This window comes from Deltaproteobacteria bacterium HGW-Deltaproteobacteria-2, assembly GCA_002840505.1.
GTDB lineage: Bacteria > Desulfobacterota > Syntrophia > Syntrophales > Smithellaceae > Smithella.
In genome coordinates this window covers 257,465-280,639 of sequence record PHBC01000005.1, presented here as the reverse complement: position 1 = coordinate 280,639, position 23,175 = coordinate 257,465, and the positions used below count along the sequence as shown (strand labels likewise).

19 protein-coding genes and 1 pseudogene are annotated in these 23,175 nt (G+C 42.7%); 5 read left to right on the top strand and 15 right to left on the bottom strand.

What is annotated here, in order from left to right; translation table 11 throughout:
• Positions 1-87: 87 nt before the first annotated feature.
• Positions 88-1,526: pseudogene (locus tag CVU62_11915) on the bottom strand (fumarate hydratase).
• Between the two features lie 596 nt (positions 1,527-2,122).
• On the opposite strand from CVU62_11915, the gene CVU62_11910 reads away from it, so the two are divergent.
• Positions 2,123-2,578 carry a YbhB/YbcL family Raf kinase inhibitor-like protein gene (locus tag CVU62_11910; protein ID PKN37318.1) on the top strand — a complete coding sequence of 152 codons (456 nt, stop codon included), beginning with the start codon at positions 2,123-2,125 and terminating at the stop codon, positions 2,576-2,578.
• Between the two features lie 17 nt (positions 2,579-2,595).
• Positions 2,596-3,042 carry a thioesterase gene (locus CVU62_11905; protein ID PKN37301.1) on the top strand — a complete coding sequence of 149 codons (447 nt, stop codon included), beginning with the start codon at positions 2,596-2,598 and terminating at the stop codon, positions 3,040-3,042.
• Between the two features lie 36 nt (positions 3,043-3,078).
• Here the strand turns inward: CVU62_11905 and bioA are convergent, their stop codons facing one another.
• The 9 genes from bioA to CVU62_11860 all read right to left on the bottom strand — a co-directional run bounded on the left by bioA (position 3,079) and on the right by CVU62_11860 (position 15,465).
• Complete coding sequence (bioA, locus tag CVU62_11900; protein PKN37300.1) at positions 3,079-4,410, bottom strand: adenosylmethionine--8-amino-7-oxononanoate transaminase; 1,332 nt, start codon at positions 4,408-4,410, stop codon at positions 3,079-3,081.
• Complete coding sequence (gene bioD, locus CVU62_11895; GenBank protein PKN37299.1) at positions 4,407-5,162, bottom strand: dethiobiotin synthase; 756 nt, start codon at positions 5,160-5,162, stop codon at positions 4,407-4,409. Before bioD ends, bioA begins: the two co-directional genes overlap by 4 nt.
• Positions 5,119-6,315: an 8-amino-7-oxononanoate synthase gene (gene bioF, locus CVU62_11890; protein PKN37298.1), complete on the bottom strand. Its 1,197-nt coding sequence runs from the start codon at positions 6,313-6,315 to the stop codon at positions 5,119-5,121. The genes bioD and bioF overlap by 44 nt, the downstream gene beginning before the upstream one ends.
• Positions 6,303-7,220, bottom strand: a complete 918-nt coding sequence (gene bioB, locus CVU62_11885) for a biotin synthase BioB (GenBank protein PKN37297.1) — start codon at positions 7,218-7,220, stop codon at positions 6,303-6,305. Before bioB ends, bioF begins: the two co-directional genes overlap by 13 nt.
• Before the next feature lie 333 nt (positions 7,221-7,553).
• Positions 7,554-9,497, bottom strand: coding sequence for a sigma-54-dependent Fis family transcriptional regulator (locus tag CVU62_11880; GenBank protein ID PKN37296.1), 1,944 nt, complete (start codon positions 9,495-9,497; stop codon positions 7,554-7,556).
• A 248-nt stretch (positions 9,498-9,745) separates the two neighbouring features.
• Positions 9,746-10,702, bottom strand: a complete 957-nt coding sequence (locus CVU62_11875; protein ID PKN37295.1) for a glycyl-radical enzyme activating protein — start codon at positions 10,700-10,702, stop codon at positions 9,746-9,748.
• A 165-nt stretch (positions 10,703-10,867) separates the two neighbouring features.
• Entirely contained in the window at positions 10,868-13,267 is a 2,400-nt protein-coding gene (locus CVU62_11870; GenBank protein ID PKN37294.1) for a hypothetical protein, read from the bottom strand.
• A 608-nt stretch (positions 13,268-13,875) separates the two neighbouring features.
• A complete protein-coding gene (locus CVU62_11865) occupies positions 13,876-14,064 on the bottom strand; it encodes a hypothetical protein (protein ID PKN37293.1) in 189 nt (62 codons plus the stop codon).
• Between the two features lie 264 nt (positions 14,065-14,328).
• Positions 14,329-15,465, bottom strand: a complete 1,137-nt coding sequence (locus CVU62_11860; GenBank protein PKN37292.1) for a D-alanine--D-alanine ligase A — start codon at positions 15,463-15,465, stop codon at positions 14,329-14,331.
• A 360-nt stretch (positions 15,466-15,825) separates the two neighbouring features.
• Between CVU62_11860 and CVU62_11855 the strand changes: the two genes are divergently transcribed.
• The 3 genes from CVU62_11855 to CVU62_11845 all read left to right on the top strand — a co-directional run bounded on the left by CVU62_11855 (position 15,826) and on the right by CVU62_11845 (position 17,526).
• A complete protein-coding gene (locus CVU62_11855; protein ID PKN37291.1) occupies positions 15,826-16,596 on the top strand; it encodes a hypothetical protein in 771 nt (256 codons plus the stop codon).
• Positions 16,597-16,686: 90 nt separating this feature from the next.
• Complete coding sequence (locus tag CVU62_11850; protein ID PKN37290.1) at positions 16,687-17,223, top strand: hypothetical protein; 537 nt, start codon at positions 16,687-16,689, stop codon at positions 17,221-17,223.
• Positions 17,224-17,238: 15 nt separating this feature from the next.
• Positions 17,239-17,526 (top strand): hypothetical protein, encoded by a 288-nt coding sequence (locus CVU62_11845; protein PKN37289.1) that lies wholly within the window; start codon positions 17,239-17,241, stop codon positions 17,524-17,526.
• 44 nt (positions 17,527-17,570) lie between these two features.
• On the opposite strand, the gene CVU62_11840 is transcribed toward CVU62_11845, so the two are convergent.
• From CVU62_11840 to CVU62_11820, 5 genes are all read right to left on the bottom strand, one after another.
• Positions 17,571-18,656 (bottom strand): GGDEF domain-containing protein, encoded by a 1,086-nt coding sequence (locus tag CVU62_11840; protein ID PKN37288.1) that lies wholly within the window; start codon positions 18,654-18,656, stop codon positions 17,571-17,573.
• Positions 18,657-18,799: 143 nt separating this feature from the next.
• Positions 18,800-19,840, bottom strand: a complete 1,041-nt coding sequence (locus tag CVU62_11835) for a hypothetical protein (GenBank protein ID PKN37287.1) — start codon at positions 19,838-19,840, stop codon at positions 18,800-18,802.
• A gap of 39 nt (positions 19,841-19,879) precedes the next feature.
• A complete protein-coding gene (locus CVU62_11830; GenBank protein ID PKN37286.1) occupies positions 19,880-20,923 on the bottom strand; it encodes a hypothetical protein in 1,044 nt (347 codons plus the stop codon).
• Positions 20,924-20,959: 36 nt separating this feature from the next.
• Complete coding sequence (gene selD / locus CVU62_11825) at positions 20,960-22,012, bottom strand: selenide, water dikinase SelD (protein PKN37285.1); 1,053 nt, start codon at positions 22,010-22,012, stop codon at positions 20,960-20,962.
• 373 nt (positions 22,013-22,385) lie between these two features.
• Entirely contained in the window at positions 22,386-23,033 is a 648-nt protein-coding gene (locus CVU62_11820) for a hypothetical protein (GenBank protein ID PKN37284.1), read from the bottom strand.
• Positions 23,034-23,175 lie beyond the last annotated feature (142 nt).

The window sequence follows — 23,175 nt, the reverse complement described above, 5'->3', positions numbered from 1 at the left end:
AATGAGTCCAAATATTGAACACGGCACAAATCGATTTGAAAGATTGTTTTTTCAAATACCTCTATGATTTAGTGCATGCCGTTTAACTTATTTACCACCTTTTTTGAATGGTTGCGAAAATAATTCTTCAAGCCTTTTTGACGAATCATTCAGAATAGTATCGTGGAGCGAATTGCCGTGAGAATCCATTGTCACCAGTGCCGGCAGATCTTTAATGGTAAGCACCCACATGGACTCGGGTTGTCCGAATTCCTCGAGGTATACTCCTTCGACTTTAACGATACATTCAGCAAGATACTGGGCGGCACCTCCGGCGGCATGAAGATATACGCAGCCGCACTCGGACATGGCTTTTTTGGTTTTTTCCCCCATACCACCCTTACCCATGATGGCTCCCGGGCGGAGTTTGGATATTATTTCAGCCTGATATGGTTCCTCCCTCATGGAGGTGGTGGGACCGGCCGCTGTAATTTTCCATTGACCATTTTCCTTGATCACGACCGGACCGCAGTGGTAAATCACAAGACCGGAGAGGTCTATTGGTGCTTCATTTCCTGAAGCAAGGTACTTGTGAATTTGGTCACGTCCGGTTACAATTCGGCCGGAGATGCTTACCATGTCGCCTACGGCAAGTCCCTTTATTACATCATGTTGAAGTGGGGATGTGATGCGTTTCATATCCATTTTTTTATTTCTCCCTTTTGAGTGAGTTCAACGACATAGCGTCTGGTAGCCCAGCAGGAGTAACTCACCGTTACAAAATAGCTTGCCGGATGCCTACCGGCATTACCGATCTTAACTCCCAGCAGAGTAGTCTTGCCTCCAAGCCCCATAGGACCAACCCCTAACTCATTTGCTTGTTTCAGGACAGTCTTCTCCAGGGACGCCAGTACCGGCGCGGGATTTTTATCGTCCAGCTTCCGGAAGAGCTGTTTTTTCGCTATGAGGTAGCCCGATGCTCTGTCTCCGCCGATGCATACCCCGATGATTCCAGGCGCACAACCTTTCCCCTGTGCCTGAAATACCGCATCCAGAATGCAGCGTCTTACTCCTTCCATATCCCTGCCTGCTTTAATTTTCGCATTAGGCAGACTGTATTGTGTACTCATATTTTCAGACCCGCCGCCCTTGAGCATGATGCTTATCTTCGTCGGTCCGTTAACCGGTTCAAAATGGATCTGCGGTACATACAGGCCTGTATTATCTAGTGTGTTTTTCTCCGTCAGGGGACAAACACAATTCTGTCTGAGGATGCCTTCTTTAGTGAGTTTTCTTATCGCATCTTTTATCGATTTTTCGAGATGGAATATTGATTTGTCCGGCTTTCCTTCGATCATAACCAGAATTGTCCCAGTGTCCTGGCAAATGGGAAGGCTTTTCTCAGATGAAAGAACTATGCTTTTTAAAATGATATCAAGTGTCGTTTTTGCGATAGAACCATTTTCTTCTCGTGCCAGTGCCTTTTTAATGGCTTTGTTAACATCATCAGGCAATACCGTACTCGTCTTACGAATGAGATCATACATATAAAATCTCCAATATGCATTAGTTTAGTGGTTAGTCCATGGCAACAGAAAAGCAAGGATGGTGCCAATAGATATATAATTTTATTAACATACTAATATCATGGGTACTCTAAATGAATACATCCGGTATTACGGAAAAAACACGCAGGGAGATAGTGACCAGAAATGTCCCTTAAATGACCTATGTATATTTCGAAGCATCCATTAAATTAAAAACACTCTACACAGTCAGTGTAGTTTCTCATAAATATCTATACAATATGTCATTTCGAAGCGAAGCGAGAAATCTTAATGATCGTAAAAATCTACAAGATATCTCCCGCTGGTCGATATGACAAGGTTTCATTGATACACTACACTAGCACTTTTTGCTGGAAAAGGAATGATTCATACTTTTAAATTATGCACACCTTATCCAAGAATACAGCCTTAGATATGCGTTGACTAATTAATATGAATAGATTATTACTGTCAAGCAAATTCCAAAAATGAGGAGGTATATCATGAACTCTCATCGTATAAATCTTGCAGTCCTGATAATTTTTATCTGCCTTAGCCTACTTGTCTTCACCGGTCTTTATTCGTCAGCTCAAAGCTTGGAACTAAAAAGTTCAGCCTTTGTTTCAGGTTCAATGATTCCTTCACTCTATACCTGCCAGGATAAAAATATTTCCCCGCCTCTTATGTGGTCAGGTGCACCTGCCGGCACAAAAAGTTTTGCTCTGATTTGCGATGATCCGGATGCACCCATTGGCACTTGGGTACACTGGGTATATTACAACATTCCGGCTTCAGTGACTTCGATTCCTGAAGCTTTAGCGAAAAGTGAAAAACCGGCACAGGGCGGCATCCACGGTAAGAGCAGCTTCGGCGATTTCGGTTATGGCGGCCCCTGCCCGCCCTGGGGTACCCATCGCTACTTTTTCAAGCTGTATGCATTGGACACGATGCTTATCCTCCCCTCCGGGGCAAAAAAGAATGATGTTCTGAAAGCCATGGATAAACATGTTTTGGGCAAGACTGAGCTCATGGGAAAATATAAGAAGAAATAAACAAGAGGTAAAATCAGGTGATTGAGAAAAAGTATCAAGAACATGCCAAAATGCTGGAAACCATTATCAAGATTATTGATGCCATGGGAATTCGCATCATAGAGATGTGGGATCGTCATGTCAAAGTCCTTTTACCTCTTGAACCAAACGTCAACCACATAGGAACGATGTATGCCGGTTCTCTCTTTACGGCCGGTGAGTTTATGGGCGGAGCCATGTATATGGCCTCTTTCGATTACGATCGGTTCTATCCCATAGTTAAAGCCATCAACATCCAGTTCCGCCGTCCGGCAATAACAAATGTAACTGTGGAAGCAAACTTGAGCGCGGAAGAAATTGATGCCATTCATCGGGAAGCCGATGCAAAAGGAAAGGCCGACTGGGAAATGGATCTGGAAATCAAGGATGAAGCCGGCGAAGTATGCTGTCTCTTGCAGGGCATTTGGCAGTTGCGCAAAGCATAGGCCTGAAAACTTTGAGGAAGCACCACTGATTCATGTTCATTCAATCATTGAAGCATGTGTCTTTGAAATAATATCTTTGAGCTCTTCTAAAGTAGTGCTTAGAGGGAGAAAAAGATATATCACATTACCAATTGGCCTCAGCATGACGTTATTTTCCAGTCCTTTTGAATAGATATTCCTTATCTTTTCGTCATTGCCGGCCAGCGGTTCCTTTGTTTTCTTATTCTTTACCAACTCAAAGGCTGCCACAGTACCGATGGTGCGGATGTCGCCAACCATTGGATGTTCCTTAAACATCTCTATGCCTTTGCGGAGCTCTTGAGAAATCTCCTGAACATGAGATAGTGTCCCTTCCTCTGCAAAGATATCCAAACTTGCAAGAGCGGCACTGCAACCTATCGGATTCGCCGTATAGGTGTGACCATGATAAAATGTTTTATCGCTTCCTAACGGTCCCAGAAATGCATTGAATACATCCTGTGTTGTCAGTGTCGCGGCAAGAGGAAGCATGCCGCTCGTCAAACCCTTGGACAGGCAAAGAAAGTCAGGGCATACATCTGCCTGCTCGCAGGCAAACATTGTTCCTGTGCGGCCGAAACCCACAGCGACCTCATCGAGGATCAGGTGTACATTGTATTGCCTTGACAAGCGCGCTGCTTCAGCAAGATATGCAGCCGGATAAATAAGCATCCCGCCCGCACACAAAATGAGCGGTTCGAGGATTACGGCAGCAATTACATCTGCATGCTCACGGAGGACATCTTCGAGAAGGCTGACGCACTCTGTAGCGCACTCATCTTTTTTCTGACCCATGGGACAGCGATAGCAATAAGGGCTGGGCACTTTATATCCGGTAAACATAAGGGGGGTGAATGCACTGGTGAAAACACTTTCCCCGCTGACACTCATACACCCTGCGGTGTCGCCGTGATAGGCCCGGTCAAAAGAAACGAATTTAGATTTTTCCGGCCGGCCGGAATTGCGCCAGTACTGAAGGGACATCTTGAGGGCAACTTCGACCGCTGTCGATCCATTATCCGAGTAAAACACTCTCTGCAATCCCTCCGGAGTGAGTTGAACTAAACGTTCAGACAAATCGATTGCCGTTTTATGGGTAATGCCCGCAAAAAGAGTGTGATCGAGAGTATTAAGCTGCTGCTTTATGGCATTTACTATCCTGGGGTGCAAATGCCCGTGAATATTGCACCACCAGCTGGATATGGTGTCATAGTACCATTGACCGGATGCATCATAGAGCTTTATGCCGCGTGCTTTTTCGATAAGCAGAGGTGGATTAACCTGTTGTATGCTCATCTGCGTATAGGGATGCCAGTTATACGTCAGGTCTTTTTGTAGCAAGTCCGTCATTTTTTATTTTTCCTCCAGCGCTTATAGAATGCTTCGCCTATATCTTGGGCACGATCGAATCCGTCAGCATCGCTTTTTAGAAAAGGCATTTCACCGATTACAGGCACACCGGCAATCAATGATATAATCCTTACATTCTCACGCAGGATTTTTTCATCGCCGTTCTCGTCCATCCGGTTGAAGATCAATCCCAGGATAGGTATCCCCCTAAGGCGAAGAGCTTCAATAGAAAGCAACGCATGGTTGATGCAGCCGAGCTTATTTGAGACTACGAGGACAACAGTCATCTTCAATCGGACAGCAAGATCGGCCAGGAGTATCTTTTCGGTCAAAGGAACAAGTACACCACCGGAACCCTCAACTAGCACCAGATCAAAATGCTTACAAAGCAGGGCATGAGACTCTTCTATAATTTTGATGTCGATTTCCACCTCTTCTAAAGAAGCGGCAAAATGGGGAGAAGCCGGAAGCTTCAATCTATATGGTGTGCGAAGATCATCAATGTCCTGCACTTCACCCCACGCAGGCAAGGGTTTAAGCATATGGTCCTTAATATCATCGGCACAATCACATCCCGTTTGCACCCACTTCTGGGTAATGACATTCACACCTTTACTTTGCATATAGGCGGCAAGGTGCCTGCATACAATCGTCTTGCCTACACCTGTATCTGTTCCTGTTATTAAAACACTTTTCAAGATTAGACCCTCATCTTTTCCGGTCTTGAAATTTAACGTCACCACACTTTTCATGGTAGCGCTTAAGTTCTCTCATGGCCTCCACGACTCCATTCACTTCTTCTTCCGTATGCTCATAGCAGAGAGAAAAACGGAATCGGGAAGTACCTTCGGGAACTGTGGGTGGTCTGATGGGCAGAACCTGGAAACCTTTCTCCAGAAGAATCTTGGCATAGTTGAGTGCCGTTTTGCTCTCGCCGATCATAACAGGAATGATCTGGCTGTCACCGGAGACACTCCAGCCTGCATCGCCCAGTGCCGTACGGAATCTTTGCGCGCGATCGAGCAGGGCCGGGCCACGCCATGGTTCATTCTTGCAGACTTCCAGCGCTGCAAAGTTTGCGGCTATGATCGAGCACGGCAGGGCCGTGGAGTAGATAAAGCTTCGGGCCGAATTGATCAGATAATCGGTAACCAAACGCGAGGCAGCAAGATATGCACCAAAGCCTCCCAGCGCCTTGCTGAACGTTCCCATAATCAAGTCGACATCCTCGCTTAAGCCTTCCGACTCCACCAATCCTCTTCCCTGATTACCGAATATACCCGTCGCATGCGCCTCATCTACCATTAACACACAATTGTAGCGTTGTTTCAGTTCAACCAATGTTCGCAGAGGAGCCTTGTCCCCATCCATGCTGAAGACTGATTCAGTAAGTATCAGCGCCTTGTCGAACTTAGATCTCTCGCTTTTGAGCAAATCGTCCAGATGTTCCATGTTGTTATGCCGAAAAAGAAATCGTGCAGCCCTCGAGAGAATGGCACCGTCAATCTGGCTGGCATGGCAGAGGCTGTCCGAGAAAATAACGTCGTTCTTGCCTGAAAAGGCAGGTATGATACCCAAATTAGCATGATAACCGGAATTGAAAACAAGCGCGCTCTCTTTATGTTTGAACGATGCTGTCTCTTCTTCCAGTAAGTGGTGCATCTTCAGATCACCGCTCAAAAGTCTTGATGCACCGGTGCCGACTCCATATTTTTCCAGTGCCTGTCTGGCCGCATCGATTAATTGTGGATGTCTGGAGAGGCCCAGATAATCATTGGAAGAGAAGTCGACATATTTTAGTCCATGTCGAACGATCATACCCGGACCTCTGGTATCAAGCTCCAGGAGTGACCGGAGAGTGTCTTCATCTTTTCTTTTTGCTAAATAATTTTTTATAAATTCCATATATGATGTATCTCATCGATCAAATTCTTGTCTTCTTCAACAGACCGGCCACGCTGTGTAAGGTATCCACCGATGAGCATTCCGTTTGCCCCGGACATGAATGCCATACCTTGAAAGTCCTTTAAAAAACTTTCCCGGCCGGCGGCAATTTTGATCGTCTTATCAGGCATCAAAATCCTGAACACAGCAACGGTTTTTAATACCTCGGACATGGTAATAGGTATAATTCCGACAAGCGGAGTTCCGGCAAGCGGCATAAGGATGTTAATAGGAACCGAGTCCACATTCAGTTCCTTCAAGGTAAGCGCCATATCTGCCCTATCTCTCCGTGATTCACCCATTCCGATAATCCCTCCGCTGCACGTGAAGAGCCCTACTTTAACAGCATTACGTATGGTAACAATTCGTTCATCGAATGTATGCGTAGAGACTATTTTTGGAAAATATTCCCGCGATGTCTCAATATTATGATGATAGCGGCTGAGTCCAGATTTTTTAAGAAGGACCAGTTGATCGTAATCCAAACATCCCAGAGACGCACATACTTCTATGTTGATTTTATTCCTGATTTCTTTAACTACATTTGCTATATAGCCGACCTCTTCCATGTTAAGGCCTTGTCCGCTGGTTACGATCCCGAAACGTTTGCTGCCGTTGGCTTTGGCTTGCAAGGCACTTTCCATTATCTCATCAATTTTCATCATCGGGTATACAGGTGTCCCTGTATCATAGTGAACCGACTGTGCGCAGAATTTACAGTCCTCGCTGCAAAGGCCGGACCTGGCATTACAAATAGTACAGATATCCAGTTTATTGTTTGTTCTTTCACGTCTTACCTTATCAGCTTTAGCGGCCAATTCGGATAATGGTATATTAAACAATTCTATAATCTCTTCTAATTTCATAAAAATATTTTCCTGCAAAAATTAATCAGCTGCCTCATGGTACTAATCGAGAGCTTTGCACAACTCCTCTATTTGTCATACCGGCGAAGGCCGGTATCCATGAAACCATTGATAATACTGGATTCCCGCCGGAGTAAAATCCCGCGCATGCGGGACGGGAATGACAATATTGTCGGTCTTATTCAGTTGTGCAAAGGCCTCTAATCTTGAGGACCATACCATGAGGGCATTTAAAAAATTTTGTGGTATGGAAAATCAGTCAGCGTGAACTTATTCTTTATACCATTATTGGAAATCCGATTAAACAATTGACACACATCATGAGTTCCCGTGTTAGAGAAGTCCAAAGCGTTGCATCTTTCTGTGGAGAGTCTTACGGGAGATATTTAATATCTCGGCTGTCTTGCCCTTGTTCCATCGATTCTGGTTAAGCGCCTTTATGATTGCGGCCTTTTCCGATTTCTCCGTATAGTCACTTAGATTTCCCATGATTGGAGATTTGTCTGTTTTCTCCGTTTCTTCCTGGAACGCGTGGTCATTCCTCGTTTCGCTAAAAGATGCTTGTTCATCACTCTTCATTTCTGACTTCATTTCTGAAGGCTGATGTCTTAATGGTGTGAGAATTTCAATTTTATTCACCATAAGATAACGCTGAATAACATTATGCAGCTCGCGAACGTTACCCGGCCAATCATATTTCTGAAGCGCTTCCAAAACTTTACCCGGCACCGATACAACCTTTTTGCTCGGAGAGCTTAGCCTGATAAAATGTTCCACGAGCAACGGTATGTCCTCCTTACGCTGCCTCAAAGGCGGAAGCTGTATGGGGATGATGTGAATCCTGTAGAAGAAGTCCTCCCGCATGAGACCCTTGTTCGTATATTCCATGAGGTTTTTGTTTGTTGCTGCAATAATCCTGAAATCAGAATGCTTCACAATGTTGCTGCCCACGGGCGAATAGCCTCCACCTTCTATGGCGCGCAACAGCTTTGCCTGTATGTTCAGTCCCAGTTCTCCGACTTCGTCGAGGAACAACGTCCCGCCATTCGCCTTGTCGAGATATCCCTGTTTATCACTATTGGCGCCGGTGAATGCGCCCTTTTTATATCCGAAGAACTCACTTTCAATAAGGTTTTCCGGTATTGCCGCACAGTTAACCGGAACAAAATTATTCTGGGAACGATTGGAAAGCCGATGTATGGCTTTAGCCACGAGTTCCTTGCCGGTTCCGGACTCTCCATAAATTATGACGTTGGCATTTGTTGCCGCCGCGTTGAGGCTGCGTTCGTATATTTCCTGTATGGCCACACTCTTGCCGATGATATCACCGAAGCGGTAGCGATCTTTGATAGAGGAACGCAGCGTGACATTTTCCCTGCGCAGATACGCCGTTTCTTCCTGCATCGATATTTCCTTGAGTTTGGCTTCAGTAATGTCTCGTGCAGTGAGCAGTACTGTGGGGTTGCCTTTCCATTGAAAAAGATTTCCTTTGCCTTCCACCCAGATTTGCTGATTCTTATTCTTTAGCCAACGGGCCTGGAAAAAACGTTCTTTAGACATACCTTTTTCAATAAAATCGAAAACCTCCCTGAAATACATCTCGAAGTCTTTGCTCACAAAGTCCATTATATTCTGGCTAATGATTTCCGCGGCATTGGAAAATCCAAGTATGGAAGCAAAATTATTGTTTGCAAAAACAATTTTACCATTAGAAATGAGGGCGACACCTTCGGTCATACGCTCGGCAAAGGTGCGATAAAGGGCCTCACTCTCGATCAGAGACTCTTGAGCTTCTTTGAAACGGCTGATGTCAATGCCTATACCCAACAGGTAAGATTTTCCCTCTATGACGGCACTGGCACCAGAAAAAAAATAAGGTATACGCTTACCTTTTTTTGTTATGAATGTTGCTTCGGCAACACCCTCACCGGTTTTATATGCACCTCTTATGGCATTTTCGATTACAATGCGATCATCTCCATTAAAAAAATCGCTTAGATTTACCTCTCCGGCCTCCTCAGCGCTATATCCGCTGATTCTTTCTGCGTTTTCATTCCAGATAAGCAGTTGAAATTTATCATCGAGGGCATAAAATATTCCAGGCAAGCTCCTGATGAGTAGCTCTAAAAACTTGCTTACATAAACATAACTCTTCCCGGCATCATCGTTTTGTGAAATATTTCCGGTTTGGCCGATAGTCTGTACTTTCCTACGGCTATCAGGAAGCTTTTTCTTCATTCTTGAAACCATAAAATAATTTTGATTTTTTCTTAGCAAAAATATTTCATACTGCCAATATCCTTACTATATAAAACAATGTCATCTGTTTATGAAACCAGAACTGGGTAAGAATATCAACCCAAAAGGTGTGCAATTAACACATAAGCCAGGCAATTTAAAGAATATGGATTCCCCAAAATCCTCATATCTTTACTTCCAGTTTCATGGCGCTTTTCCCTTTAGCTTAAAATTTCGGGGACAAACATTCTAAAGGAAAAATTCTTTTTCACACTTTTTATTATCAGCTATGCTTTACCAAAAATCACGTAGTCTGAAAATGATTTAAAATGATCTTTCCATTTTTCTAATTCTTCATCAGTAAAATCTTTTATTTTCGCATAAGCGCTGCCATCATATCCCAGACTACAATATTTATGCTCACCCCATCTATGCAGAGGTAAAAAATAAACTTTTATAGCTTGAACTTTCCTGCCTAACTCAACTATCTTATCGGCCATATCAAGATCATCATTAAATCCGGGAATCAGCGGTACTCTGAGCCAAATAACCGTCTTACCCGCCAATTTATTTAAATTCTCCAGAATTATTTCATTCTTGACACCTAAAATTTCCTGATGCCTTTGCGAATCCAGATGCTTAATATCATAGAGCACCAGATCAACATCCTTCGTCACTTTTTTTACAATATTCCATTGGGCATATCCGGTAGTATCAAGCGCTGTATGCACACCTTTTTTCTTCAACTCTTTAAAAACATCAGCAACGAACTCATGCTGCAATAGCGGTTCTCCTCCGGAAATAGTTACCCCGCCGCCGGTATTATCGTAAAAAGGCTTGTCCTTGAGGAGCTCAGCAACAGCCTCTTTTACGGTTACCCGTATACCCACTCCGGTTATCGCCTTATAATTGCAGGCATCTGCGCAATCCAAGCAATGGTTACATTTAGAATAATCAAGAACGATTTGATGATTTTCGTCATGCGACAGAGCCCCGCTTTTGCAGACCTTAAGGCACTCTCCGCAACCGCGGCACTTATCTTGAACCGCCTTAATTTGATAAGATGAATAAATTGATTCAGGATTGGAACACCACGGACAGTGCAGAGGACACCCTTTTACAAACATAGTCGTACGAAGACCAGGTCCATCCTGAATACTGAATTGCTGGAAATTAAACACTATACCCGTAGTTTCGCCGCTTTCCTTCAGCGTCTTATCTTTTAATTTTATATCGACTTTCATAAAAGTTTAGCCATCCATTTTTTCTTAAATTAAACTATCCTATATAATATTCCGGATTTGATGATTTCTTAATTTTAAATTAATTTCTTTACAGACATGTTCATAATTTTACAAGCATAAAAAAAGGGGATATAAATATCCCCCTTTTTTGGTTCAACCTTTTTTCTAGCAACTAAAAGACTGTTCTGTTCTCTTAATAATTTCATCCTGAATCTTGTTGTCAAGGTCAATAAAGTATGCCGAGTAGCCGGCAACCCTGACGATCAAGCTCTCATATTTTTCAGGTTTCTTTTTCGCATCCAATAACGTCGCTTTGCTTACGCAATTAAACTGAACATGGTGCAGTCCCAGATCACGTACGGTCTTCAAGTAACCTCTCATAAGCTCATAGTTCTCCGGATCAAAGAATATCGGCATAAACTTCTGATTCAGTAGCATATTGCCGGTCTTAAGAGGATCAACTTTAGCGACTGATCTTATTGTAGCAGTCGGGCCGCTAATGTCTCTGCCCTGAACAGGAGAAATTGTTCCATCATGGAAAGGTTCATTTGACCTTCTTCCATCAAATGTTGCCGGACATAACATACCCGCGTTGATAGGTCCGGAAGCTGTCGTACCATCGATAAGATACGGTTTACCGTAAATATCAAGAGACTTATCGCATTGTCCTTTCACATATACCATGATATCTCTGGCAAACATATCGACATAGTCTTTATCATTACCGAACTTCGGAACTTCCTGTTCAATCATTTGATAGACCTTCTCGTATTCACCCGCATAGTTATTGTTTACCGCATTGAGGAAAGTCTCCAATGTTATCTTCTTCTTCTCAAATACCAGCATTTTGATAGCGGCAAGGGCATCGGCGGTATTGTTGCATCCAAAAACAAGGTGATGACGCAGTCCCAGGTATTCCCAATCCCTCATGTCGCATCCTTTTTCAATGTTGCCTTCCAGAATCGCCGACAGGAGCGGACGCGGGACATATTTCTTCTGTAGAGCATCCCCCAGACTGGACAACTGAGTTAACACCATTACAGCGTAATCCACCTGCTTGCAGAAAGCATCCCATATATCATCAAAGGATTTCATTTCAGATAATGGAGTTGTTTGGATACCCATCTGCATACCCATTATTTTCCCTCCATCCATAGCCATGTTCAAACACATAGGAAGAATTAAAGCTCCGGAATGGCCGGCACGATAATGGATATTTTTGCCCGGAATAATCGGCTGCATACAATTATTTATACCATATGCTCTGGCATCCTCTACAGAAGCGCCAATGCCCATAAGTCTCGGAATGTTAACCTTATCATTAAACATAGCCGGCTGAGAACAACCGGTGCGGACACACTTGAAGACAGCGTTAAAAAGTTCATCAGGTGTTTTGTCGTGCATGCGCACTGCTATCTGCGGAGCAACTGTTTGCAATTCGCCGGTAACTTCCAAAGCTATATACGTAATCTCATTTGTAATATCATCGCCAAATTCATCAACGCCACTCAACGTCATTGTCTGCCAGCCCAATCCGCCACCGCCGTTGTTTACCCACGCTGGAGGCTGAACATATCCGCCTTCCTGCATCTTGACCCATACAGCCTCGACTAATTCCTTAGCGCTTTCTCTGGTAATAGTGCCGTTCTTTACGTCATTCTCATAAAACGGATATAATACCTTATCAAAACGAATACCGTTACCTACCTGAGGAACATCAATGTAATTCACAAAATAGTTTATAAAAATAAAACACTGAATTGCCTCGTACAGATTCCTTGCCGGCTCTGCCGGTACGCGATTACATACTTCAATCATCCTATCGAGTTCTTTTAATCTCTTGGGATCTTTAATCTTCTTCTTTTCACCTTCGAGAAGCTGAGCATATCGCTTGCCCCATCTGGCCATTGCCTCGCAGGATATTTTCATTGCGCGCAGTTCATCGAGCATATCCATGCGTTTCTCGATCTGAATGGAAATATCATTGATTACTTCATTTATTCTCTTGTCGATTTCCGCGATTATTCCATTCATGCCTACTTTCATGACCTTCTCGAAATCAGGCGTGCACATTTCCCACTGCCATGTAAACCCTGCTGATGGTAACTCTCCAACCTTCCACGGAATCCAGCTGGGAACATAATCTCTTTCGCGGCCCTGAATGCTGCAATTCTCCCAATATTTGAACTGTTCAGTAATTTCCTTCATCCCCGCTTCATCAAGCATTGCGGAATAATCAGGCAATTTCCCGAAAGTTTTGGATAGCCATCTCCAATAAAGCTCAAGATAAACCGGTACGCTTGCTTCATCACTGGCAAAACATCCCACGAGAAGTTCGTTCGGTCTCGTGAAAAGTGTCATGGTATCCAGATATTCCGCTAAACCTTTAGCTCTTCTTAATGCAATAAATTCACCTTCTGTTTCCTTGTAGACCTTGGTCATAACCCTGGAACGCTCCAAGCAAATCTTCATTCCAGTCTTAACGGCTCTCATGTCCGATACACGGCCAAGTGCCTTGATATGTGTTTCGTCTCTTAATACTTTATTTCTTGCCGTAGGTGCCATACTGATAAAACCTCCTTTATTTCTTACAAATTATTATTTTAATTTAAATATTTACCTTTTATACACTTGCTAAAAGTCAGAATTCATCAATTTACTTTTTACAGGTTCTTATCATTTGATGACTTCAAAAACTTTATCCAACATTAGGTTACTAATTTGTGACCGTCGTTCTAACTATAAATAGTTCTGCAAGAAAAATGCCAACGGCATGAACTCCCAATTAGCTGATGTTTAACCTCTTTTAAGATCATTTAAATAACGCCCGGAAATAGAGTCCTTCTTATGGGACACATTTGGCTAATTAGTGTCCATTTGGAAACTGTTATTTTTTGCGATAAAGATGTTTTCACAACAAAACATTGGATCACTTCTTTAAATGACGCAGAAATTGTCCGATAAAAACTTCCTTCCATTATATAAGTATAGATTAACTATTCTTGCATGTCAAGAAAAACTTGACCACCAGTTTATTCTAATGATTTCAATTTATTAGCTATGTTTTTATACTGAGCAGTTGACTGGAAAATTCATTAAAGATTACCAATGATTACAAACGTAACCATTGTACACAAAAATAAAATCTTCGCTAAAAATAACCACAAATATTTTTAGGTATTTCTTTCTTTGAGAAGCCAGACACCCAGGACAACTAGAACCACCGCGGCTACGGCGCTAGGCCAGAGAGGAATTTCTAGACCCGCTGCAACAACATCAATTTTTAGAAAAAAGCGACATAGCTGAGCGCAAGCCAGAAAAAGAAGTAAAATACCTATGATTAACGACGCCGGACGTTTCATAATTTTACCTCCTTAAAAAATTATCTATCCTAGAACTGCTGGAAATCCCTAGTTCGGGGCTGTTCAAAAGTGCCGAGATGCTAGGCGCGCAAGAATCGCATCGCGAGGCGTATATTTACATACGTTGAGCGGTGCGGTTCGCAGCGCAATCCCGATTTCATCGGGACAGATCGGCGCATTGTAAAGCCTTCGGCTTTTTCCGGCAAGGAAGATGACTGTTTCTAATTGCACCTCCCTACGGGAGTGCGCTCCCGGTCAACAGCCCTAAATGCCCTCCGTTTTTATTTCCAGCCTCTTCTTATGTCGGTCCAGCGCCAACGCAATCAGTTTATCCAGGAGTTCAGTGTATTTGAGGCCGGTGGCTTCCCACAGTTTGGGATACATGCTGATGCTGGTGAAGCCCGGAAGCGTGTTTATTTCGTTGAGGTAGAATTTATTGGTTTTCTTATCGAGAAAGAAATCAACCCTCGCCATGGAAGAACAGCCCAAAGCCATATATCCTTCAAGGGCAGTCTCTCTGATTTTATCGGCAAGAGATGCTTTAACTTGTGCCGGAATTTTGAGCGCTGCTCCTTCGGGATCAAGATACTTTGCTTCATAGGAATAAAATTCATGATGAGGAATTATCTCGCCCAATACCGATGCGGCGGGAGTTTCATTGCCCAACACCGCGCATTCGATCTCGCGGCAATCAACGGCCTTCTCGATCATAACGCGCGTGTCGAACTGAAAAGCAAAATTCATCGCCTTAGCGAGTAATTCTTTTTTCTTTACCTTTTTCACACCGACGGAAGAACCGGCGCAAACCGGTTTGACAAATAGCGGCAGCCCTAGTTTAGCTAGCACGATCTTACTAATAATTTTCGCGTTATCCTGCCATTGCTGTTTACTCACAGTTACAGAAGGAACAACCGGGATTCCCGCTTCGTTGAGCAATCTCTTGGCAACGTCCTTATCCATACCTACAGCAGAGCCGATAACATCTGCGCCCACGTAAGGAACCATCGCCAGTTCCAGCAGACCCTGCAGGGTGCCGTCTTCGCCGAATGTCCCATGAAGCACAGGAATCACAACATCCACAACCACTTCTTTATTCTTGTTGTTGAGGTTGTAAAGATGCAGTTTGTTTTTCTGTTCAAAATGATTGACCAGCCACGTGCCGTTTTTTTTCAAAGCCAGCTTTCTGCCGAAATCCTTATCGGGAATAATTTGCGGCTCGTCCTGCACATACCAGCGGCCATCTCTTGCAATGCCTACGGCCGTTACGTGATATTTGTTTCGATCAAGGGCGGAAAAAACCGAAGCGGCGGAACAAAGCGAAACATCGTGCTCACCCGACCGGCCACCGTATAAAACGCCTATTCTGATTTTTGCTTTTCTCAAAACAGTTTTATTTGCCATATTCACCTTTTTATAAATCGAGGAATTTCTACTTTAATGCTTTGCATAATAACACAAAATCTACATCGCTGTCATACCGGCGAAAGCCGGTATCCATTATTTTGAAATATTCCTGGATTCCGGCCTGCGCCGGAATGACGGAAAGAGGAACTCTGCAAAGATCTTATCTCATTATTTTAAATGGATATACGCCTTGACCGCCGAAGTTGTCAATTTAATTTTGGTTCTCAGATGTGTTTACAATCCGTGAACAGAAAATCTGACAAAGGCAAATACCTTTACAAAACTTCAAAACAAATTTATACATTTTCCGGCACCCGTAAAACAATAAAACGCCAAATCCGATAAGGAGATCATTATATGAAAAAGAACTTATTTGCTGTACTGGGAACACTTGTTTTAATGACTATATTTTTTGCCCCCTCAGTTTATGCTTTGGGATTCGGCGCGCACGCCGCGTATTGGATTCCCACGTTTAAAGGCGATTTGCGCGTAGACGGCAAAGGAATTGAAGGAACGGAAATCAATCTGGATAATGATCTTGGAATAAGTAACGAAAATTTCCCTGGCGTGGAAGCCTACTTTGGAATAGGCAACCACGAATTCACCTTGTCGTATTCATTTATCAGTCTTTCCGGCGCCAGAAATATAAACAGAGACATAAGATTTAACGGCGATACATATACTGTGGGTACATACGTCGAATCAGACTTAAAAACGAGTATGATTGATTTCGAATATCAATACAAATTTTTAAACCTCGAAAACATTCTTGCTGGATTTTCCATTGGAATTATCGGCAAGATTAAATACCTCGATGGCGAAGCAAGAATGAATTCATCCGTATACGATAATAAAAAAGATATTCACGTTCCCATTCCTATGATCGGCCTCGGCGCTAAAATCGGTCTTCTCGCTGACATTCTGGAAGCGCGGGCAAAATTCGTAGGCATGGGCTATTCAGGAAGCTTTTTTTATGACGCCATGGCGGATATCAATGTAACTCCTTTGCCTTTTCTAAATATTCACGGTGGTTACCGGGCAATGTCCTTAAAAATTGAAGATGTCAGCGATATATACGCTACGATGGATTTTTACGGACCTTATGCGGGGTTGGCCATAAGCTTTTAATTTTAAAAGGTTATAATCTGATATCTTGACAATAATTATTCGAGTAAATATATTACCGGCGAACTGAAGAAAACTTTTTGCGGTGACTTTATGCCTCTTTATTTTAACGCGGCACAAATGCCCATGACAAAAAAAGCTTTTAACGATGCCGAGAACCTGGTATCGCGTCAGTTCAGATTGAGTGAGGGACAATTCAAAAAAAATAAATATGACGTAAAAACGCTTGCTTATTTGAACGAGCAGGAGATAAAAGACGGGACATTCGCTCATCTTTGCAAATATACTTATGAAAAGGCAGATGGTTTTGACGAAAGCCGCAAAGATGGATTCGATTTTTATAGAATATGTTTGCAGGACAACAACATTCTGGACGCTGTGGAAAGGGCCAATCCGTTCATCAAACTGAGTCCTTTAATGCTTTACATAGCCGTACACGAACTGATTCACGTTTTACGTTTCAGCAATGGTGAAATTGATTTTTACGCTGATAACGATGAAAAGGAAAAAGAGGAAGTTATTGTACACAACCTGACCAGAGCGGCTCTGCAACCTGTAAAAGGTTACGATTTGGAAATAGTATTGGATTGCTTCAGCAGCAATTTTAAAAACTTTGACATATTTAATTGAGGAGAGGATGTTTTTATGCCTATCTATGAATATAAATGCAATAAATGCGGAAAACAATTTGAAGCTTTTCAGGGGATTTCTGATCCGGAATTAAAAAGCTGCAAATTCTGCAAAGGCAAAGTGCAAAAATTAATGTCACTATCTTCTTTCAGTTTAAAAGGAACAGGATGGTACGCGACAGATTACAAGGGAAAGAAACCATCCGCAGCAGCTAAGAAAGAAAAAAAGGAAACCACTGAAAGCTCAGCAGCAACAGAAACACCTAAGACTGAAACTGCAAAAACGAGCAATAATGTTGATTAAATAGAAATTGGTGTCCACTCCCCAAAAGGCTTTATTCGCGAAAGCTATGCCTTGGACATCGGTTCGTATTCCACTCTATCCCGACCATTAGCCTTTGCCCTGTAAAGCGCTACATCCGCCCTGTCTATCGCTTTCTGAATTAATTCACTGGGCTGATACTCCGTTACGCCAACGGAAATAGTAATCCTGAAATCAGAGGGCATATTATCAAATACAATTTGCTTAGTTAGTTCCCGAATTCTTTCAGCACAGTCCATTGCTTCACGTTTTTCCGAATGGGTCAAAATGAGAATAAATTCTTCACCGCCATACCGCGCAATGTGATCAATATTGCGAAGATTTTTCTGAGCTTCCTGAGCTACAGTTCTAAGTACTACATCTCCCGCTGAATGGCCGAAAGTATCATTCACTCTTTTGAAGTGATCCAGGTCGAATATACAGACGGAAAAAGAATTAACTCCCCTGTCCACAAGAGCTTTCTCATGCTCCAGAATTTTGTACATCTGACGACGGTTAAACACCTGAGTCAGGTCATCTATAATGGCAATCTTCTCGATGGTAGAAAGGGCATGGGATATTTTATTCCTGAGTCTGGTAATGTAACCGCCAACCAACGAAAACCAGGGCAGAACGGTTGCCAGAACGACAATGTTCAAAATTTCAATTCTCGCGTTGATAGCTTCGGGATGGATTTTATAAAGCAGAAATATCACCGAAGTATAATTGACCACGGCAAATGCCGAAAGAAAAAGAAATTGCCAGACATTCAATTTGAAAAGCCCGAAAACAAATACGACTAGATAGAGCAAAAGCACCACGCTTCTAATCGAGTCGGCGTAATATACAACCACCATGGCCCAAAAAGTGGCTATAACCATTTGGAGAAGCGTCAGGCTCGGATCCTTGAACCGTTTGTTTAATCCGGTTCTAATTGTCGCATATATAAGAATGTTGACGACAAGAATCCCTGTAAGACTAATAACCAGAACATTTAATGTCACTCGGGTCTGATTCTGGAAATGAAGGAATACAGCCAGGGTGCTCCACATGACATACGATCCGAAGGCCATGAGAAACCGTTTGATTCTAAGACTCTGGTTGTGATCGTCTTTAGGAAAAAGAGAGAACATATACCATCTCCTTCAGGTTATATGCTGAGGAAATTGGCGATCCCGATAAATGTTAGCCAAAAAAGCGAATTGGTATCATTGTATAATCCTCAAATGACCCCGTTGTCAAGCATTCAACTATATATTTTTGCATGATAATTTTTTTATGACCCCATAAAATAAGGTTGCAGTTCGCGGCATAATTCTTCCGGAACAGTCGGGCAAATAATTTCATTATGCAGTTTTTCAAAATAATTCAAATCGCTCGTTCCTAACGGATTAACAACAAATCGCGGCACAATCTTTCCCTGCACGCAAAAATTACGATTGTTTGTCATTGTAGCATAGAATGTCATATTGAAACTTATAAAATCATTTGCGTGTAAATAGCTAAATACCCTGGATAGTCCAGTCAGCAGTTCGCTGAAATTAGCTTCTGTTAAATCAAAAAATGATGTTTTGTCCTTAAAAATAAAATCGATTTCTCCGGCCATGCCTTTCGGCGCGAAACTTGTCAGCCAACTGATAGTGCCTGTGCTGGCAATGAACCTCTCTTTAGCGTTTTTTTCCAAAGCAATTAAATTACGCCACAAGTTTTCTCCATTTGTATTAGAAGAATAATTTTGGGCGCTAGTCAAAAGTCGTTGCATAAAATTAGTGGGTTTATGTCCGGCAATTGTCTGCAAATGCGGATGAATCAACCCCCCACCGGCAGGAGGCATATAGTTCCAGTTAATTGAACAATATTTATAACCCAAATTCAATTCGGCAACGCGGTGAAAATAATCACGGCAGACGGCAAAACCATCACGCATCGTATCCGCTGTTAATTGATCCATTCCGATGAAATGTCGTGAAGATAAAATTGCCACGTTATTATTTTGATCATAAGGGAAAGCGTTAGGAAACAGGCACGCTTCTCCCCGCCGAAATTTTCCTTCCTTGATAATATTAGGCATGAAATTAGGAGTTGTCTTTTCAAAAAGATCAGAGCAAAAAGGACATAATGATTCTGGTGATTTTTCCAAATAAAAATCTAAATCAGGCTTTTTGATTGGACGCACGCGGTAAGGTAAAATGCGGGTCGAAACACCGGTAATTTCATCATAACGCACTTCAATTGTAAGTTTCTTTTCCTGAAAACCGTTAAAATGATCAAGGTAACTGCCTGTTGTTATTTCTTTTTTAAATCCAATGTCTTTCATAAGTTTTCCTTCCTAAAACAAATGTTTTTTCAATACTTCTCAAAGTCCGGCGGTATCAGATTTTTGGTCCCTTTTTAGACTTTGGAAAAGAAACCTGTCAATGTTTCGTTGAGATAAATCATCATTTAACTTGTCTTTTAATACTTCCAGAGGAACTTCCATTCGTGCGGCGCTTCGATGTCCACCGCCTTTACCGATTAATCCGAAAGCCCGTTGCGCAATTGCGCCGCAATCCTGCCCATAACCATCTCCACGAAAAATAATGATAAACTTATCGCCGACAGTGCCGGCCACAACTGCGTAGTAAGTGCCTATCAAATGCAAATAAAAATCAGCGATCTGAACACAGACATCAGCGCTTTCAACACTTCCCAGATAACAAACCCGACGGCCGTGAAAATTGTTCATGTGATGATAGGCGTGATCGTAATACTTCAAGAAACTGCCCGGCGTTTGATTAAGTTCGATGCGGCGAATCAGCCGCATATTGGCGTGTTTTGTATGAAAGGTATAAGCTCTGATATCTTCGATAATGGTGGCACGATCAAAATTGTCCGTATCCGATTTGATTCCATAAAGAAGAGCGGTGTGCAAGTTACGGGGAATTTTCACGCGGGCGCAAAGCAAATATTCTGTTAAAAGAGTGGATAAAGCGCCATATTCAGGCCGGATATCTTCAATTTCGGCTTGCCATTTTCCTTCACGGGGATGATGATCGAAAACAATATGCGGCTTTATAAAGTTTAACGCATCATTAAGAAAAGATGGTTGGGCATCCAAAAGGGCGATTAAACGGTAGGAATTCAAATTCACATGATTAATTAAGTGAATATAGAGACGCATGAAAGAAACAAATTCTTTATTTTGCTGTCTGACCAATGGCTCTGTGGACACGAAAACGCTTTTGGCCAGGCCTTTTTTCCGCTGGATAATTTCGCGCAATGCCATAGCCGAAGCTATGACATCGGGATCAGGGCTGCCCTGCATCAGAAAGACCAATGAATCATCTGGCCGGACTATATCCATGATCTTTTTTAAATTCATCTCCGTCTCTTTTTTGATTGTGATGGATTCAAATTTCATGGTTCGGGCATGAATGGAACCGCCGGCTAAATCCTCCTAATAAACAAAAATTTTACCGGGATGATCGGCAACAACTTCGCCGACAACAGCAGCATCAACAATTCCGGCGTTATGCATTGTCCCCACAAGGTTTTGTGCTTTATCGCCGGGCAGACTGAAAAATAGCCCTCCCGCTGTCTGCGGATCAAAGAGGACATCAAAAATCCATTCTGGACAGGTCTGTTCTTTTTCGACTTGATTGATGCGGAAATTTTTATTGCGATAAAGACCGCCGGGAATAAAACCTGTTTCCATTAATTCCCGTACACCCTGAAAAACCGGGATGGTGGAGGAATTGATGCGCAGGCCAACATCGCCACCCTCAATCATTTCACTGGCGTGTCCTAAAAAACCGAAGCCGGTGATGTCTGTGCAGGAGTGAACGTTATCCGTAGCAATTATCATTTCCGACGCTTTTTTATTAAGCATGGTCATGGAATTAATCACTTGTTTCATTTGTTCATCAGATGCTTCTTCGGCTTTAACGGCGGTGCTGATAATTCCCGTCCCCAGAGGCTTTGTCAAAATTAATTTATCACCAATTCTGGCACCGCGATTAAATAATACTTTATCAGGATGAACCACTCCGGTTACAGAAAGGCCATATTTAATTTCGTTGTCTTCAACGCTATGCCCGCCGATAAGCAAAACGCCGGCTTCGCGCATTTTATCCAATCCCCCGCGCAGCACTTCTTTTAGCACGGATTTATCCATTGTCTTGATTGGAAAGCAGACAATATTCATCGCTGTCAGCGGCCTGGCACCCATGGCGTAAATATCATTTAGCGCATTAACGGCCGCAATCTGTCCGAAGGTAAAAGGATCGTCAACAGTGGGAGTAAAAAAATCAACTGTTTGAACCAAAGCGAGATCAGCGGAAATTTTATACACTCCCGCGTCTTCCGCGTGTTCAAATCCGCTTATTAAATTCGGATCTTGAATGAGCGGCAAATCATGCATGATCTCGGACAGGTCTCCCGGACCTATTTTACAGGCTCAACCCGCGCTTTGAACTGTCTGAGTTAAACGAACAATCTTTTTTTCTTTCATCGTTTCCTCTTTATTAAAAACTCCCTCTAAAATTGAGGAAGTTAATCGTTTAAAGTATAAGAAGAACAGCTCTGCAAGTCAATCACGAATATGAATCTCAAATTAAGCTGCGGGTTTCATATTTTCCGATTTGCGGGATTGTTCCCAATAGCCAAAGGATATTGGATAATTCGGCGAACAAACTTTAATACGCGTCGCTTTCGGAATTGGAGTTTCGCTAATGAATTCTTGATTGCAAAATAAATGGTTCGGACACAATCAAAAAGATATCTCTTACCCTTTTCATTATCGGGACGCTAAAGCACCAAGGCCTCATAACCTTGTAGTGGTTATGAGGCCTTAAGTATTTTCGGAAATATGAATCTGTAAATAATTATTTTGTCTTCACCATTTCGATGACCGCCTGAATTCTTCGGTTTTTCATTCTTCCTTCCTTCGTGTCATTGCTGGCAATCGGCTTGCTCGATCCATAACCGACAGCGGTAATGCGGGACGCATCGATTCCGAATTTGTCGATCAAATATTGCCTGACGCTGTCGGCACGGGCCCGAGACAGCTTCATATTATTATCTGGATTATTGAATTTATCGACATTGTCGGTATGGCCTTCGATGACAGTTGTAGCCCCTGAATTCGCTTTCATGAAATCGGCTACTTTTTTGATGTCGTTATCATATTTTTTCTTAATATCGGACTTGGCCGTATCGAAATTCACATTAAGCGGCATGGAGACCTTCTCCGGCAGCTGTTTTTCATCCTTAGGCGCAGCTACTTCCGCCGGAGCGGCTGGTTCTTCGGCCTTGGGGGCCACTACTTCCACCGGGGCAGCAGGTTCCTCAACTTGGGGGGCCACTGTTTCTTCCACCTGAGCGGCTGGTTCTTCAGCCTTAGGAGGAGGGACGTAGCCTTCTTGCCACCATTGCTTAGCGGCACCACTAGTTCCTTCCGTTGTTTCTGCCTGTACTGCAGTAACACAAAAAATTACCATTAAGACAATTGTTAAAATTAAATTTTTTTTCATAATCTTCTCCTTTTGCCATGGATTTTTATAATAAATAGCTTTTTTGGTAAAAAATACAAATTCCGTACATCTGATAACATCATATGCTGATGTTGCTATACTAAAATAGATTTTTTATGTCAAATGACATATTAATCGTTAC

Excerpts from the sequence above, each read along its gene's own strand:
- CVU62_11820 (PKN37284.1), bottom strand. The coding sequence starts at position 23,033 with ATGAAAAAAAATTTAATTTTAACAATTGTCTTAATGGTAATTTTTTGT.
- CVU62_11835 (PKN37287.1), bottom strand. The coding sequence starts at position 19,840 with ATGAAAGACATTGGATTTAAAAAAGAAATAACAACAGGCAGTTACCTT.
- CVU62_11830 (PKN37286.1), bottom strand. The coding sequence starts at position 20,923 with ATGAAATTTGAATCCATCACAATCAAAAAAGAGACGGAGATGAATTTA.
- CVU62_11860 (PKN37292.1), bottom strand. The coding sequence starts at position 15,465 with ATGGCAAATAAAACTGTTTTGAGAAAAGCAAAAATCAGAATAGGCGTT.
- CVU62_11870 (PKN37294.1), bottom strand. The coding sequence starts at position 13,267 with ATGGCACCTACGGCAAGAAATAAAGTATTAAGAGACGAAACACATATC.
- CVU62_11850 (PKN37290.1), top strand. The coding sequence starts at position 16,687 with ATGCCTCTTTATTTTAACGCGGCACAAATGCCCATGACAAAAAAAGCT.
- CVU62_11855 (PKN37291.1), top strand. The coding sequence starts at position 15,826 with ATGAAAAAGAACTTATTTGCTGTACTGGGAACACTTGTTTTAATGACT.
- CVU62_11875 (PKN37295.1), bottom strand. The coding sequence starts at position 10,702 with ATGAAAGTCGATATAAAATTAAAAGATAAGACGCTGAAGGAAAGCGGC.
- bioF (PKN37298.1), bottom strand. The coding sequence starts at position 6,315 with ATGGAATTTATAAAAAATTATTTAGCAAAAAGAAAAGATGAAGACACT.
- bioD (PKN37299.1), bottom strand. The coding sequence starts at position 5,162 with ATGAAAAGTGTGGTGACGTTAAATTTCAAGACCGGAAAAGATGAGGGT.
- bioB (PKN37297.1), bottom strand. The coding sequence starts at position 7,220 with ATGAAATTAGAAGAGATTATAGAATTGTTTAATATACCATTATCCGAA.
- CVU62_11840 (PKN37288.1), bottom strand. The coding sequence starts at position 18,656 with ATGTTCTCTCTTTTTCCTAAAGACGATCACAACCAGAGTCTTAGAATC.
- CVU62_11845 (PKN37289.1), top strand. The coding sequence starts at position 17,239 with ATGCCTATCTATGAATATAAATGCAATAAATGCGGAAAACAATTTGAA.
- CVU62_11865 (PKN37293.1), bottom strand. The coding sequence starts at position 14,064 with ATGAAACGTCCGGCGTCGTTAATCATAGGTATTTTACTTCTTTTTCTG.
- bioA (PKN37300.1), bottom strand. The coding sequence starts at position 4,410 with ATGACGGACTTGCTACAAAAAGACCTGACGTATAACTGGCATCCCTAT.